This window comes from Amycolatopsis sp. NPDC059657 (assembly GCF_042734395.1).
GTDB lineage: Bacteria > Actinomycetota > Actinomycetes > Mycobacteriales > Pseudonocardiaceae > Amycolatopsis.
Window position 1 is genome coordinate 15,008 of the sequence record NZ_JBHWEB010000059.1, and the last position, 14,293, is coordinate 29,300.

A 14,293-nucleotide genomic window follows, 5' to 3' on the forward strand; every position below is an offset into this window, starting at 1 on the left:
GCCCGAAAAACGAATGTCAATCGTTGTCGATAACGTTTTACATGGCTAGGCTGAGTGGATGCAGCCCAGCTCAAGGGTCACTATCCGTGATGTCGCGGCCCGCGCCGGCGTCTCGGTGGCGACGGTGTCCAAGGTGCTCAACGAGCGGTACGGCGTCGCCGCCACCACGCTCGCCCGCGTCCGCGCGGTGATCGACGAGCTCGGCTACGAAGCGAGCCTGGTCGCGCAGAGCCTGCGCAACCAGCGGACGAACGTGATCGGCATCCTGGTCGCCGACCTCGAACCGTTCAGCACCGAGCTGCTCAAGGGTGCCGCCGACGCGATCCGCGGCAGCGGCTTCGAGCTGGTCGTGTACTCCGCGGGCGGACGTTCCGGCGACCCCGCAGGCTGGGAAAAGCGTTATCTGTCAAGGCTGAGCGGCACATTGGTCGACGGTGCCATCCTGGTCACGCCGACGGTGTCGCTCGCTGCCGTGCCCGGCACCCCCGTCGTCGCGGTCGACCCGCACACCGGCCCGTCCACGCTGCCCACGATCGACGCCGACAGCCTGCGGGGCGCGCAACTGGCCACCGAGCACCTGCTGGAACTCGGGCACCGGCGGATCGCCTTCCTCGCCGGACGCCCGGACCTGCAGTCGGCGGAACTACGCAAAACCGGTTACCTGCAAGCACTCGCGGCCGCCGGTGTGCCCGCTGACGAGACCCTCGTCCGCATCGGCGCCTACGACCCCGCCGTCGCCGCGGCCTCGGCACGCGACCTGCTGACCATGGCCGACAGGCCGACAGCCGTGTTCGCGGCCAACGACATCTCGGCGATCGCGACCGTGGGCACCGCGCTGGAGATCGGCCTGCGCGTGCCGGACGACCTTTCGGTGGTCGGTTTCGACAACGTGCCGGAGTCCGCGCTCTGCACTCCCCCACTGACCACAGTGGACCAGCCGATCCGCGAAATGGGCCACCGGGCGATCACCATGCTCGTCGCGCTCATCAACGGCGACGAGCTCGCCGAAACCCACGTCACCCTGGATACCGGCATGGTGGTGCGCGGCTCGACCGGCGCACCCGCATCGACGAAAGGCCGACAGCGTTGACCACCGAGCCAGCCACGCCCAGCCCGCCTTGGCAGGATCCGGCGGCCGATCCCGGCGAGCGGGTCCGCGCGCTGATGGCGCGGATGACCCCGCGCGAGAAGATCGCGCAGCTCTACGGCATCTGGGTCGGCATCGACTCCGGCGGCGAGATGGCGCCGCATCAGCACGACTTCGCCGACGCGAAGCTCGACTGGGACGAACTGGTCGGCCACGGCGTCGGCCAGCTGACCCGTGTCTTCGGCACCCGGCCGGTCGACCCGGCCGTCGGCGCGCGCAGCCTCGCGCGCACGCAGCGGCAGATCGTGGCGAGCGGCCGGTTCGGCATTCCGGCGATGGTGCACGAAGAGTGCCTGACCGGCCTGGCCGCCTGGCGGGCGACCATCTATCCGTCCCCGCTGTGCTGGGGCGCGACCTTCGACCCGGCGCTGGTCCGGCGGATGGGTGAGCGGATCGGCGCGGCGATGCGGCGGCTCGGCGTGCACCAGGGACTCGCGCCGGTGCTGGATGTCGCGCGAGACCTGCGCTGGGGCCGCATCGAGGAGACGATCGGCGAAGATCCGCTGCTGGTCGGCGCGATCGGCAGCGCCTACGTCGCCGGGCTGGAATCGGCAGGCGTGGTCGCGACACTCAAGCACTTCGCCGGATATTCGGCTTCGCGGGCCGGGCGCAACCTCGCTCCGGTCCCGATCGGCCCGCGCGAGCTCGCCGACGTGGTGCTGCCGCCGTTCGAAATGGCGCTGCGCGCGGGTGCCCGTTCGGTGATGAACGCCTACACCGACAACGACGGTGTCCCCGTCGCGGCCGACGCCGCGCTGCTGACGGGATTGTTGCGTGACACCTACGGTTTCACCGGGACCGTGGTCGCGGACTATTTCTCGGTGGCGTTCCTGTACAAGCTGCACGGTGTGGCCGAAGACCGCGGTGACGCGGCCGCGCAGGCGCTGGCCGCGGGCATCGACGTGGAACTGCCCACCATGGACTGCTACGGCGAGCCGCTGCTCGCCGCGGTGGCCGACGCCGCCGCCATCGACCGCGCACTCGAACGGGTGCTGCGGCAGAAATGCGAGCTCGGCCTGCTCGACGCGGACTGGGCGCACGAGGTCCCCGACGAGATCGACCTCGACGACGCGGAGTCCCGTGCGGTGGCGGCCGAACTCGCCGAGCGCTCGATCGTGCTGCTGCGCAACGAAGGAGCGCTGCCACTCGCACCGGGACACCGGATCGCCGTCGTCGGGCCGCGTGCCGACGAAGCGAGCGCGATGCTCGGCTGCTACTCGTTCCCGCTGCACGTCGGCGTGCACCACCCCGACGTGCCGTTCGGCGTGGAGGTCCCGACCGTGCGCGACGCGCTGAGCGAAGATCACGACGTCACGTACGCGCTCGGCTGTCCGGTGCTGGGTGGCGACGACGCCGGCATCGCCGCGGCCTCCGCTACGGCTCGCGACGCCGATATCTGCGTCGCCGTGCTCGGCGATCACGCGGGCCTGTTCGGCCGCGGCACCTCCGGTGAAGGGTGCGACGTCGCCGGCCTCCGGCTGCCGGGACGTCAGGAGGAGCTGCTCGAAGCACTGCTCGCGACCGGCACACCCGTGGTGCTGGTGCTGCTGTCCGGCCGCCCGTACGAACTGTCCAGGCAGGCCGACCGGCTGGCCGCGATCGTGTGCGGTTTCTACCCCGGTGAGGAGGGCGCCGCCGCGCTCGCCGGTGTCCTCAGTGGACGGATCAACCCGTCCGGCCGCCTGCCCGTCGGCTTCCCCGGCGCCGGCGCGGCCCAGCCGTCGACCTACCTTTCCGCGCGGCTCGGCCAGCGCAGCGAGGTCAGCACCGTCGACCCGACGCCGTTGTTCCCCTTCGGCCACGGGCTTTCCTACGCGCAGGCCACGTGGGAGAGCGTCAGCGCGGCCGGCCCGTCGTGGCCGACAGACGGTGAGTGCCGGGTCGTGGTCACCCTGCGCAACGACACCGACCGGGACACCACCGAAGTCGTCCAGGTCTATCTGCACGACCCGGTCGCCGAGGTGGCACGGCCGGTCCAGCAGCTCATCGCCGCGCGCCGGGTGGACCTGGCGCCCGGCCGCACCGAGGTCGTCGAGATCGGCCTGCACGCGGACCTGACCTCCTACACCGGCCGTGCGGGCAAACGGATCGTGGAACCCGGCGACGTCGAACTCTGGGTAGGCACCTCGAGCGCGGAGATCATCGCGAAACTGCCGTGCGCGCTGACCGGCCCGCGCCGCGAGGTCGGCTTCGACCGGGTCTTCGGCAGCCTGGAGTGAACCGGCCGGTCGCCTCAGCGGATGCGCGAAGCCAGGGTGAGCGCGGAAACGCCGAGCAGCACCAGCATCGCGACGGGGAAGAGCACCACCCACGGCGCTCGTTCCGCGAAGGGCATGCCTTCCGCGAGCAGCAGTCCCCACTCCGGGCGCGGCGGCCCCGCGCCGAGGCCGAGGAATCCCAGCGAGGCCAAGGCGAGCGCCACCCCCGGTAGCCGGACGACGGCGTTGCGGGTGACCGCGGGGACCACGGCGGGCAGCACGTGCCTGGTGAGGATCCAGAACCGGCCCGCGCCGATGGCACGCACCGCGTCGAGGTGTTGTGCGGCTTGTTGTTCCAGCGTCAGCGATCGGGTGTGCGCGGCCAGCGGCGCCCAGAACACACAGGCGACGGCCACCGCCGCGCCGAAGACACCCGGCCCGGCCACGGTGGCCACCAGCAGTGCGGCGACCGTCGGCGGCAAGGCGTTGGCGACGTCGATGGCGCCGGAGCCGCGAACCGTCAAACCCCAGGCGAGGCCGATCAGCAGCGCCGCGACGGTCACCAGCACGGCGAGGCCGACGGTGCTCAGCGCGCCGTGCCCGATCCTGGCGAGCAGGTCCCGGCCGAGTGAATCCGTTCCGAACGGATGCCGCGCGGAAGGCGGCAGCAGCCGAGCCGTGAGGTCGACGGCGAGCGGATCCCTCGGCAGACCGGCAGGGAGCACGGCCAGTATCAGGAAAACGGGCGTGAGCGACAGCCAGCCAGGCCGCCGCGAAGCGTGGCTCGGCGGAGCCTGCAGCCCCCGTTCCGCGAAAGCGGGGCCGAGCAGCGCCCGTTGCGTCCAAGCCGCGAGTGCGCCCGCGGCCGTTCCCACGACCAGTACCACCAGCACACAGCCTTGGACCACGGGCATGTCCTGCGCGAGCGCGCCCGCCACGGCCAGCCTGCCGATGCCGGGCACCGCGAACACGACTTCGACGGCTACCGCGCCGCCGAGTAACCCGGCCACGATCAGCGAAAGCTGAGCACCGACCACCGAGGCCGCTCGCCTGGCGACCGCCGTGACCAAGGCGCGGCGGTTGAACCCCGCCGCGCGCCAGGTGCGTACCCATGGCTCGGCCAGCGCGCACCGCACCGCATCGCTCGCCACGGTGCCGAGCAACGCGCCCGCCGGCACACCCAGCGCGATCGACGGCAGCACCGCGTACCGGGCGTCTTCCCAGCCCGAGGTCGGCAGTATCCCCAGCCGGACGGCGAACACCAGCAGCAGCCCCGTGCCGATCAGGAACTCCGGCAACGCCGCGAGCGCGGCCGCGGTCCGGCCGCTCTTGACCAAGACCAGCAAGGCCGCGACGCCACCCGCCACCGCCGCGGCGAACCCGGCCAGGCTCAGCGACACCAGCAGCGCGCGGAGCAGTTCGGGGCCGACCGGCTCGCCGGAGACCCACGACCGGCCGAAGTCCCCGCGCGGCAGCCCCGCGAGCCAGTCACGAAGCAACCCGAACGGCCCCGCGCCGAGGCCGAGCTCGGCCCGGATCGAGGCGAGCGCGGCCGCGTCGGCTTCGCGGTCGGCGAAACGGGCTCGCAGCACCGTGAGCGCCGGATCCCGGCCGGCGAGCATCGGCAGCAGGCCGACGGTGACCGTGACCGCCAGCAGCAGTGCGCACCGGCGCAGCACGGTCACGATCGGTGCGTCCCCTTGGTGACCAGGTGGCGCTCGAACGAGTCCGCTGCGACGTCTTCGACGCCGGAAGCGACCCCGAGGTGAGCGCGTTCGTGCACCAGCGGGATCAGCGCGCCGGTGGCGAGCACCTCGGCTTCGACCTTCAGCGCCGCCGCCTCGCGTGCCTTCGGCTCGCCCAGTACGCCCGACGCGGCGACCGTGGTGTCGATCGCGGGATCGCACAGCCGGGACAGGTTGTAGCCGCCCTTGCAGGTCAGATCCGTGGAGAGGAAGGCGAAGGGGTCGCCGGTGTCGAGCAGGTAGGACCGGCTCGAGATGACCGCGTCGAATTTGCCCGCGAGCAGGTCCGGTTCGAGCAGGCTGTACTCGCGTACCACCTGTTCGACGACGAACCCCTTGGCGCGCAACGCTTCGGCGACGACCGAGGCGACCTCGGGCAGTTCGGCCCTGTCGCTGTGGGTGGCGAGCACGATCTTCTGTCCATTCGGGACGGACGGGACGGGAACCGGCGCGAACTCACGCTGCGTCGGCGCCCACGGGCTGGCGGGGCCGTAGATCCCGCGAGCGGCTTCGGCTTGTCCTTCGTAAACGCCTCGCGCCAGTGCGGCCGGATCGACGGCCGCTCGGACGGCCGCGCGCAGACCAGCGTCGGCGAACGGCCCGCCGGCGGCGTTGAGGTGCAGGAAGACCGTACGCGGCAACGGAACTTCGAGCAGTTGCTTCGGGTCGACGCTCGCCGCGACGGGCAGCGACTGGACGATGTCGGCCTCACCGGCACGCAACGCGCCGGCGCGTGCGGTGGCGTCGGGGACGAACCTGACGTCCACACCGGGCGACCGGGGCGCACCCGCCCAGTAGCCCGCGAAGGCGTCGAGTGTCGCGGTGTCCTTGCCCACCAAGGACTTCAGCACGAACGGCCCGGTCGCGGTGCCCGCGGGGTCGACGCGATCCGGCTGGTACGCCGACGGCGCGAGGATGACGAGGTTCGGGGACGAAAGGCGTTGCGGCAGCACCGGATCCGCTTTGGCGGTCGTGATGACGAGATCGCGCTCGCCCTCGGCGCTCGCGGTCAGCCCGACGCCCTTGAGCGCACGGGGAAGCGGGCTCGCGGTGGTGGCCTTGGTGAGCGCGTTCGCCGCGTCCGGCGCGGTCAGCGCGGCGCCGTTGTGGAACTTGACCCCGGCGCGGAGACGGAACCGCCAGCTCGTGTCCCCCGTCCTGGTCCAGCTCTCGGCGAGCCCGGCGGCCGGTACACCGGCGGAGTCGAGTTCGACCAGCGGCTCGGCGATGCCCAGTCGGGTCAGCAGCAGCGCGTCGTCACCCCACGGCGACAGTGCCTTGGCAGGCGGGACGGGCAGTACCACCCGCAGCCTTCCGCCAGTGTCACCACCCGCCGCAGCACCCGCGAAACAGCCGCCGGTGACCATCGCGACGACGAGCAGAAGCACTCCCGGTTTGAGCACTCGGAGCATGACATGCCTTTCCATCAGCGGGCGAACGCACCGCGGGTCACGAGCACGGCGAGCACGACAGCGCCGCCGAGTGGAGCAAGGGCGAGCAAGAGCCACGCCACCGGTCCGAGGCCGAGTACGGCGCCGCCCGCGGTACTGCAGACCAGCACCGCGACCCCGCCGACCGACGCCAGGAAGCCGAAATAGGCGCCCAGCCTGCGCTCACCCGCCAGCCTGGGCAGCAGTTCCTGCGCGGAGGGGACGGCGAGCATCTGCCCGAGCGTCAGCAGCACGACCATCGACACCGCGGGCACCAGCCCCGGCAGTGGCAACGCGACGACCGCGAAGGCCGCGGCCATCAGGCCGAACCCCGCCACCACCGACTTGGCCGGGCCCAGCAGGCGGCGGGCGAGCACCGTGACCGGCACCTGGCCGAACACGACGATCACCGAGGCCAGCGCGAACAACCAGCCGAGCGCGGCCTCGTTCCCGGTCGCCGCCCGCAATTCGGTGGGCAGTGCGAGGTAGAGCTGGTTGTACGACACGAGATAGCCGGAGTACGCGACGGCGAAGACCAGGAACACGCGGTTCCGGAGCACCTCGAGCCAGCCGTCGAGCAGTGGTTCGGACCTGTGTTCGCCCGGCAGCCTCGGCAGGAACCGGGCGTGCCCGGCTCCGATCAACGCGAACAGCCCCGCCGCGGACAGGCAGGCGACCTCGAAGTCCTTGAGCACCAGAGCGCCCAGCAAGGGGCCGGTCACCGCGCCGACCTCGCCGCAGACAGCGAGCAGCGCGAAAGCCGTGGTCCGCTGCTCCGGCCCCGCTTCGCGGGCGACCGAAGCCTCGACCGCCGGCGAGAACAGCGCGCCGCCGGCGCCGGTGAGCACCGCGCCCACGACCACCCAAGCCAGGTCCGGCGACGCGCCCAGCAGCACGAAGCCGGCCACCCGCACCCCGATGCCCGCGAGGATCACCGGCTTCGCGCCGAGCCGGTCGGTGAGCAGGCCGCCCACCAGGAACATCCCCTGCTGGCTGAACGTCCTCAGCCCCAGCACCAGCCCGACCAGCCAGCCTGCCAGCGCGAGGTCGTCGACAAGGTGCCCTGCCAGGTAGGGCAAGACCATGAAGAACCCGATGTTGAACAGCAGCTGGGTGGAAATCAGAAGCCGTACCATCGGCGGCAGTTCCCCGAACCGCGCCACCGTCTGACGGCGCGTGACAGCTTCGTTCACCGGACAGACATTAATGGTTTTCATTGTCGACTACTCGGTTCAGTGATCGAACACACGCGTCGGCGTCGAAAAGCGGTCGAATCGATTCGAGCTCGCACTATCATCGGCGCATGGTCACCATCGCAGATGTCGCCAGAGCGGCCGGGGTCGCGCCGAGCACGGTGTCTTATGTGCTCTCCGGCAGGCGCGCGATCTCCGAGGACACGCAACGGCGTGTCCAGCGCAGCATCAGCGAACTGGGCTACGTCCCGAACGCGGGCGCGCGGGCGCTGGCCAGCAACCGCACCAATGTCCTCGCGCTGGTCATTCCACTGCGGACGGACCTGAACGTCCCTGTCGTCATGCAGTTCGTCGCGGCCACGGTCACCGAAGCTCGCAAATACGACAACGACGTGCTGCTGCTGACCAAGGACGAGGGCCCGGACGGCCTGCACCGGGTGGCCGCGTCGTCACTCGCGGACGCGCTGATCGTGATGGACGTGGAGAACACCGAGCCCCGGCTGCCGGTGCTGCGCTCGCTGAACCGGCCGGTGGTACTCGTCGGCGTACCCGCCAAGCCCGGCGACCTCACCTGCGTCGACCTCGACTTCACCGCGGCCGGTTCGGCGGCCGTCAACCACCTCGCCGACCTCGGGCACTCCGAGATCGTCCTGATCGGCCCCTCCCCCGCCGTCTACCGGCGAGGCACGAGCTACGCCGGACGTTTCCTGCGCGGTTTCCGCAAGGCCGCCACCAAACGCAAGGTGCGCGCCGGGTCCTTCCCCTGCGCTCCCTCCTACGACGCGCTCCGCGACTGCCTCGACGACATCTTCGCCAAACACCCCGCCTTGACCGGGCTGGTCGTCCACAACGAAGCGATACTGGGCCCGCTGCTCGCGGAACTGAGCCGCCGCGGCAAGAGCGTGCCCGGCGACATCTCGGTACTCGCGATCTGTCCGGAGGACATGGCGGAGGGCCACTCGACGCCGCTCACCTCGATCGCCATCCCGGCGGACGAAGTCGGCAGCCTCGCCGTCGAAATGGCGATGCGCCAGCTCGACGACGACGGCCAGCCCGAGATCCGGCTGCTCTCACCTCGCCTGACCCAACGAAGCAGCACCGGCCCAGCGCAGAGGTCGTGAGTGGTATGGCCGGTTAGAACCGGCCATACCACTCACGAGTCCTTAAACCCCGCCAACCGTCAGCGCGGCCCCGGTCGCCTTCACCGGCTCCTCGCCGTCCGCGAACGCGACCTGCCAGCTCGCCGGTGGCGACTCGACGTCGACATGCACGTTGTCGCCATCCCTGCGCGTGTGGAACGTCGACCCGCCAACCACAGTGGTGACCCGCGCACCGTCGGCCAGCCCGTACATCTGCAGCGTGACCCCGTCGGCGTAGGCGTAGTCCGGGCGGTCGTCGACGGCACCGAGCGGCAGCACCGTGTTCGGCCGCACCAGCAACGGGACAGTGAGGAAATCGCAGGTCGTCTTCACCCACCGGGGCCCGTGGATCTCCTCGCCGGTGAAGAAGTCGGTCCACACGCCTTCCGGAACGTAGTACGACACCTCGCCGTCATCGGAGAACACCGGTGCGACCAGCAGCGAGTCTCCGAGCATGTACTGGCGCTCCAGGTGCGTGCAGGCCGGATCGTCGGGGAACTCCAGCGCCATCGCGCGCATCATCGGCGTGCCGTCGGTGCTCGCTTGCAGCGCGGCGTTCCACAGGTACGGCATCAGGCGGGCTTTGAGCTTGGAGAACACCCGCAGCACGTCGACCGCTTCCTCGTCGAACAGCCACGGCACGCGATACGACGAGCTGCCGTGCAGCCTGCTGTGCGAGGACAGCATCCCGAACGCGATCCAGCGCTTGAACAGGGCTGGATCAGGGGTGCCCTCGAAGCCGCCGATATCGTGGCTCCAGTAGCCGAAACCGGACAGGCCCAGTGAAAGGCCGCCGCGCAGGCTCTCCGCCATCGACTCGTAGGTCGACTCACAGTCGCCGCCCCAGTGCACCGGGAACTGCTGCGAGCCCGTGGTCGCCGAGCGGGCGAACACCACCGCTTCACCATCACCGCGCCGTTTGCGCAGCACGTCGAAGACGGTCTGGTTGTAGAGATAGGTGTAGTAGTTGTGCATCCGCTCGGGATCGGACCCGTCGAAGTAGGCGACGTCGGTCGGCACCCGCTCGCCGAAGTCGGTCTTGAAGCAGTCCACTCCCTGCTCGAGCAGAGCGTCCAATTTGGACGCGTACCAGGCGCGGGCTGCCGGGTTGGTGAAGTCGACCAGCGCCATGCCCGGTTGCCACAGGTCCCACTGCCACACGTCGCCGTTCGGCTTCTTCAGCAGGAAGCCGCCTTCGACACCCTCCGCGAACAGCGGGGACCGTTGCGCCACATAGGGATTGATCCACACCGAGATGTGCAGGTCACGCGCCTTCAAACGCTCGAGCATGCCCTCCGGGTCCGGGAAGGTCCGCGGATCCCACTCGAAGTCGCACCAGTTGAACTCGCGCATCCAGAAGCAGTCGAAATGGAAGACGCTCAGCGGCAGGTCCCGCTCGATCATGCCGTCGACGAATTCCGAGACCGTCTTCTCGTCGTAGTCGGTGGTGAAGGACGTCGACAGCCACAGCCCGAATGACCAGGCTGGTGGCAGCGCGGGCTTGCCGGTCAGCGCCGTGTACTTGCGGATGATCTCCTTGGGCGTCGGGCCGTAGATGACGAAGTACTCCATCGTCTGGCCTTCGACGCTGAACTGCACCCGCGAGACCGATTCCGAGGCGACCTCGAAGGACACCTGCCCCGGATGGTTGACGAACACGCCGTAGCCGGAGTTGGTCAGATAGAACGGGACGTTCTTGTAGGCCTGCTCACTGCTCGTGCCCGCGTCGGCGTTCCAGATGTCGACGACCTGGCCGTTGCGGACCAGCGGCCCGAACCGCTCGCCGAGCCCGTACACCAGGCTCCCCACGCCCAGATCCAGCTGCTCCCGGACATGGTGCTTGCCGTCCAGGCTCATGAAACCCATGCCCTTGGGCCCGCTGGTGGTCAGCACCTCGCCGCCGACGACGAAGTCGATCTGCCAGGTGTCGCCGCGGTGCAAGCGGACGGACAACGCGCCGGAGGTCAGCGTGCTGCCGGAGTCGGACACCTGCGCCTCGTCGTCGGTGGTGGTCAGCGCGAACTGCGGCTCACGCGGGAGCCCGCCCTCGAAATGCGTCACGCTGACGCCGATCACGTCCGCCATCGGCGAGGAGAACTCGACCGTCGCCACGGGACCTTTCAGCAGGTCGCCGCGATGGCGGATGCGATGGGTCGGCGCGTGCACCACGACCCGGTCCGGCTCCGCGGTGAGGTCGTACACCTCGACCGGATGCGCCGCCCGCACCCCGTCACGCAAGAGCCAGTACCCGTTGCTGAACTTCATTTGACCGCCCCCGCTGTGATGCCACGTGTCAACGTGCGCTGGAAGATGAGGAAGAAGGCGATCGCCGGGATCACACCGAGCAACGCCGAGGCGCTGGTCATGGTCGCGTCCATCATCCGCTGGCCCTGCAGCACGCCGAGCGCGACGGGAACGGTCTGCGTGTCGTTGGAGACCAGCAGCACCAGCGGCAGGAAGAACTCGTTCCACGTCCAGATGAAGAAGAAGACGAACAGCACGCCCAGCGTCGGCCTGCTGATCGGCACCACGATCCGCACCAGCGTCTGCCACTTGTTCGCGCCGTCGAGGCGTGCCGCCTCGAGCAGTTCGTGCGGGAACCCGACGAACGTCGACGACAGCAGGTAGGTGCCGAACGCCGCCTGGATGATCGTGAAGATGATGATCACCGAAAGCTGGGTGTCGTACAGCCCGGTCTCGTTGGCCAGGAAGTACAACGGGTAGACCAAAGCCTCCTGCGGCAGCGTGTTCGCGAGCAGGAAGGCGACCATGATCCACCGGCGCCCGCGCACCCGGCCGATACCGAGCGCGTACGCGTTCAGCACGGAGATCACCACCGCGAGCACCGCCACCGATCCGCTGATGACGAAGCTGTTGAGCAGCTTCTTCCCGAAGTCGACGCGTTCCCAGAAGTCGATGAGCCCCTGCAGGTACACACCGTCCGGAAAGGACAGTGGCCCGTCGGCCGCGTACTCCGCCGGTGACTTCAGCGCGTTCAGCACCACGATGAGGAACGGCGCGAGCATCACCGCCGCCAGCGCGATCAGCGACCACAACGTCGCATGACGTTTCACGCACGCTCACCACGATTCTGCACTCGAAGGAACACCGTGGTGAGCACCAGGATCAGGACCGTGAGCACGGTCGCGATCGCCGCGCCGTACCCGACCTGGGTCTTCTCGAAGAAGTTCTGGAACGAGAAGTACGAAGGCACGTTGGTCGACCCGCCAGGCCCGCCCCTGGTGAGCACGTAGATCGGCCCGAACACCTTCAACGCGGCGATCGTGCAGGTCAGCAGCACGACGAAGACCTCGGGTCGCAGCTGCGGCACGGTCACGTGCCGGAACCGGCCCCACCACGACGCGCCGTCGAGTTCGGCGGCCTCGTGCAGCGACGGGTCCGCGCGCTGCATCCCGGCCATGAAGATCACCACCGGATAGCCGAGCTGGATCCACACCAGCACACCCATCACGCTCCACAGCGCGAAGTCGGGATCACCCAGCCAGTTCCGGGCGAGCGAGCCCAGCCCGACATCCGTGAGCAGCTCGTTGACCGCGCCCTTCGGCGCGAGTATCCAGCTCCACACGATGCCCGCGACCGCGATCGGCAGCACCTGCGGCAGGTAGACGCACGCGCGCAGGATGGCGGCCGCCCTCGTCCCGAACCGCTTGGCGACGAAGTCGAACAACGCGGCCGCGATGACCAGTCCCAGCAAGGTGGGGATGATGGCCATCGCCACCACGAGGCCGAGGTTGTGCTCGAACGAGGACCAGAACGTCTCGTCCGCGAAAAGTTTCCGGTAGTTGTCCAGCCCGGTCCATTCCGGATCTCCGGCGCCCGACCACTTGGTGAAGCTGATGCCGATGTTCATGCCGAACGGCACCAGGATCACCGCGATCAGCAGCAGCGCGCCGGGGATCAGGAAAAGCAGGTAGGACCCGCGTCCTTTGCTCATTTGCCCAGGTTCGCCAAATTCTCCGCGTAGGGCTTGACGAGTTCGTCGAGAGCCTGCGACGGCGTGGCGGTGCCCGTGATCAGCTTCTGCACCGCGGAGACCAGCACGTCGTAGTACCCGGGCGCAGGCCAGTCGGGGTAGAAGGCCAGTTTGTCCTCATTGGACAGCGTGGTGAAGTTGTCCACCAGGTCCTTGAGCCGCGGATCCGCGGGCGGGGTCGCACCGGTCACCACGGGCACGCCACCGGCGTCGCGCAGCTTGTCCTGGATCGGCTGGGACAGCGTGATCGCGATGAAATCGGCCGCGAGGTCCTTGTTCTTGGCACCCTTCGGCACCACCCACATGTTGCCTGCCGACCCCGAGGTCATCCCCGGCCACGGCACCGAACCCCACTGGAAGTTCTTGACGCCGGAGGCCAGCCTGCCGTACCACCAGCTGCCGCTGACCATGATCGGGTACTTGCCCTGGATGAACGAGGTGCCCATGTCCTCGGCCTTCAGCCCGGCCGTGTCCTTGCCGAGGTAGCCCTTCGCGACCCAGTCGGCGAAGGTGGTGGCGCCGTAGGTCCACGCGGCGTCGTGGAAGTCCACCTTGCCGGTGTAGCGCTGGTAGCGGTCGACCCAGCCACGGTCGGCCTTGGTCAGCGCGAGCTGGTACATCAGCTGGTGCGCCGGATACTCGGCGCCCGCGACGGCGAGCGGCGTGACGCCGGCGGCGACGAACTTGTCCATCGCCGCGGTCAGCTGCTCGATCGTCGCTGGCGGCTCGATACCCCGCTGGGCGAACATGTCCTTGTTGTAGAACACCTTCACGTACTCGGCGTAGTTCGGCACCCCGAACCACTTGCCGGAGCCCATCACGCCGCTCTCGTCGTACCGCGCGGTGTTCTGGATCGACGGACCGAGCACCTTGTCCCAGCCGCGCTTGGCAACCTCATCGGTCAGGTCGGTCAGCAGTCCCTGCTTGGACAGCAGCCCTGCGGTCGCGTTCCCCTTGTTGTACTCGAGGATGTCGGGAGCGTCCTTCGAGTTCAGCACCATCGGCGCCGTCTTCTGGATCTGCTCGAAACCCTTTTCCTCGAACGCGACCTTCACCCCGGGATGGCTCGCCTCGAACTGCTTGATCGCCTCGGCCCACGCCACGCCCATGGCGCTCTCCGGCGGCTCGTAGTGCCACAGCTTCAGCGTTTTCGGCCCATCGGCGGAATCCTGCCCGGCCCCACAGCCGGTGGCCGCCAGCATGACGGTCACGACGGCCGCCAGTAATCGCTTGGACATCAGTTTTCCTCCAGTTCGATGACGCCTCGGCCGGCCACACGACGGCGTGGTGCCCACCGGAGATGATCGTTGGCCATGACGGCCTCCTTCGCATCCTCGGCGATCGTCGAAGCGATTCGATGGCTCACGATAGGACGAGCGCGCGCGGAACACAATGGCCGATTGTGTCCGGCGATGTTTTCCGCGCCGCACGTGCGGACTCCACAATG

10 protein-coding genes are annotated in these 14,293 nt (G+C 69.2%); 3 read left to right on the forward strand and 7 right to left on the reverse strand.

Annotated elements, in window-relative coordinates; genetic code table 11:
* The first annotated feature begins 58 nt into the window (after nucleotides 1-58).
* Entirely contained in the window at nucleotides 59-1,090 is a 1,032-nt protein-coding gene (locus ACFV15_RS28205; RefSeq protein ID WP_378353756.1) for a LacI family DNA-binding transcriptional regulator, read from the forward strand.
* Nucleotides 1,087-3,366, forward strand: coding sequence for a beta-glucosidase (locus tag ACFV15_RS28210; RefSeq protein ID WP_378353758.1), 2,280 nt, complete (start codon nucleotides 1,087-1,089; stop codon nucleotides 3,364-3,366). The genes ACFV15_RS28205 and ACFV15_RS28210 overlap by 4 nt, the downstream gene beginning before the upstream one ends.
* 14 nt (nucleotides 3,367-3,380) lie before the next feature.
* Here the strand turns inward: ACFV15_RS28210 and ACFV15_RS28215 are convergent, their stop codons facing one another.
* Genes ACFV15_RS28215 through ACFV15_RS28225 form a run of 3 tightly spaced genes read right to left on the reverse strand, consistent with a single transcriptional unit; the run spans nucleotide 3,381 to nucleotide 7,713 of the window.
* The gene (locus ACFV15_RS28215) at nucleotides 3,381-5,030 is read right to left on the reverse strand and encodes an ABC transporter permease subunit (RefSeq protein ID WP_378353760.1); all 1,650 of its coding nucleotides are present in this window, start codon (nucleotides 5,028-5,030) and stop codon (nucleotides 3,381-3,383) included.
* On the reverse strand, nucleotides 5,027-6,502 hold the full coding sequence (locus ACFV15_RS28220; protein ID WP_378353762.1) for an ABC transporter substrate-binding protein: 1,476 nt from the start codon (nucleotides 6,500-6,502) through the stop codon (nucleotides 5,027-5,029). The genes ACFV15_RS28215 and ACFV15_RS28220 overlap by 4 nt, the downstream gene beginning before the upstream one ends.
* Before the next feature lie 14 nt (nucleotides 6,503-6,516).
* A complete protein-coding gene (locus tag ACFV15_RS28225; protein WP_378353764.1) occupies nucleotides 6,517-7,713 on the reverse strand; it encodes an MDR family MFS transporter in 1,197 nt (398 codons plus the stop codon).
* A gap of 110 nt (nucleotides 7,714-7,823) precedes the next feature.
* Between ACFV15_RS28225 and ACFV15_RS28230 the strand changes: the two genes are divergently transcribed.
* The gene (locus ACFV15_RS28230; protein WP_378353766.1) at nucleotides 7,824-8,834 is read left to right on the forward strand and encodes a LacI family DNA-binding transcriptional regulator; all 1,011 of its coding nucleotides are present in this window, start codon (nucleotides 7,824-7,826) and stop codon (nucleotides 8,832-8,834) included.
* A gap of 42 nt (nucleotides 8,835-8,876) precedes the next feature.
* Here ACFV15_RS28230 and yicI read toward each other — a convergent pair whose 3' ends face one another.
* Genes yicI through ACFV15_RS28250 form a run of 4 tightly spaced genes read right to left on the reverse strand, consistent with a single transcriptional unit; the run spans nucleotide 8,877 to nucleotide 14,084 of the window.
* On the reverse strand, nucleotides 8,877-11,117 hold the full coding sequence (gene yicI / locus ACFV15_RS28235) for an alpha-xylosidase (RefSeq protein ID WP_378353768.1): 2,241 nt from the start codon (nucleotides 11,115-11,117) through the stop codon (nucleotides 8,877-8,879).
* Nucleotides 11,114-11,926, reverse strand: a complete 813-nt coding sequence (locus tag ACFV15_RS28240) for a carbohydrate ABC transporter permease (protein WP_378353770.1) — start codon at nucleotides 11,924-11,926, stop codon at nucleotides 11,114-11,116. Before ACFV15_RS28240 ends, yicI begins: the two co-directional genes overlap by 4 nt.
* The gene (locus ACFV15_RS28245; protein ID WP_378353772.1) at nucleotides 11,923-12,807 is read right to left on the reverse strand and encodes a carbohydrate ABC transporter permease; all 885 of its coding nucleotides are present in this window, start codon (nucleotides 12,805-12,807) and stop codon (nucleotides 11,923-11,925) included. The genes ACFV15_RS28240 and ACFV15_RS28245 overlap by 4 nt, the downstream gene beginning before the upstream one ends.
* The gene (locus ACFV15_RS28250; protein ID WP_378353774.1) at nucleotides 12,804-14,084 is read right to left on the reverse strand and encodes an ABC transporter substrate-binding protein; all 1,281 of its coding nucleotides are present in this window, start codon (nucleotides 14,082-14,084) and stop codon (nucleotides 12,804-12,806) included. The genes ACFV15_RS28245 and ACFV15_RS28250 overlap by 4 nt, the downstream gene beginning before the upstream one ends.
* Nucleotides 14,085-14,293 lie beyond the last annotated feature (209 nt).